Here is a 1134-nt window from a genome sequence, read left to right as displayed (position 1 = left end):
ATCCCTGCAACCACCATGGCTTGGCGTCGGGCAATCCTCAAAAGCGGACCGAGATTTAATCCTTTTTGAGGAGTATTTAACTCATCTTGCTCGTTTAATGTTAGTTGTTGCAATTGTCTGCCCCTTTACTAGTTGATAAGGTTTCAGCCCCCTGTTGTATATCCAAGAGGATGCTAATTTTTGCAGGGAGACACTAATAATTACCAACTCTCAGGGCAATAATCCGGATTGTCCAGGTTTATAACCCTTTTCACATCGATGCTATAGTTGATCGATGTAGAAGCAAAATTTATCCATATTATGGAGTGCCGTAAACTCCTTTTGTTTCGGTTATTTATAGTATTTTTTTTACAATACTTTTGTCATGTAAAACTTGATTAATATTAATAAATGCAAATCAAGTTGATACCAATTATTTTAATTACTGCTACAGATAACTTTAATCTTACCATCTCCTCATATCGATCTGTAGTCCGACTGTAAATACTTGGTAATATCCACCAGTTTACTTTTAGTTAATTATACACTTATGATCCTACTATATTTTATAGTATTTATGGGCAAAATATAAAATATTTATCTCCAAAATAGGTAAGCCCAAGGATACTTCCGTGGGCTAAATAATGATATTAAAAATTTAATTAACCCTGACTCTCAAACAATTACTTAACAATCCTATACCTAGGCTAAAGAAGAGACCAGATAATGATCTCTCCTAGTAGAATCAGTTGATTACGATGATGGGGTATCGACTGCATCTCGTTCTGTGCGAATCCACTTGGTCTGAGGTTCCACCAGAAAAGCCAGATAGAGAGGAATTTTCCACAGAATGTAAATCGGCACAGCTAAGAGCATCAGGATCGGAAAGTCTGCTCGGCAAAATTTAGCCCAACCTTCAACAATCGCAATTAACAGCAGCACTCCTTCTATGAGTAAGACAATAGTACTTATCCATGATCCTCCTAAGGCTACCCCGAGTAAAGATCCCCCTGTAGCAGCCACCCAAATTAGAACCAATAGGGACAATGGTGGCACACATAAGTCTAATGCGATCGCTAATAGGTCGAAACGTCTTTGACGAACAGACTCTTTGAGCAACTTAGGAACTTGGTTGAGCAAAGTCTCGATATGACC

Annotated in this window: 1 pseudogene; it reads right to left on the bottom strand. The window is 38.1% G+C overall.

Features of this window, described 5'->3' with window-relative positions:
- Positions 1–732: 732 nt before the first annotated feature.
- Positions 733–1134: pseudogene (locus tag F6K49_RS51630) on the bottom strand (glycosyl transferase); the annotation flags it as partial.

This window comes from Moorena sp. SIO3I6, assembly GCF_010672095.1.
The sequence above is the reverse complement of the archived record's forward strand: the minus strand, read 5'-3'. Positions and strand labels throughout refer to the sequence as shown.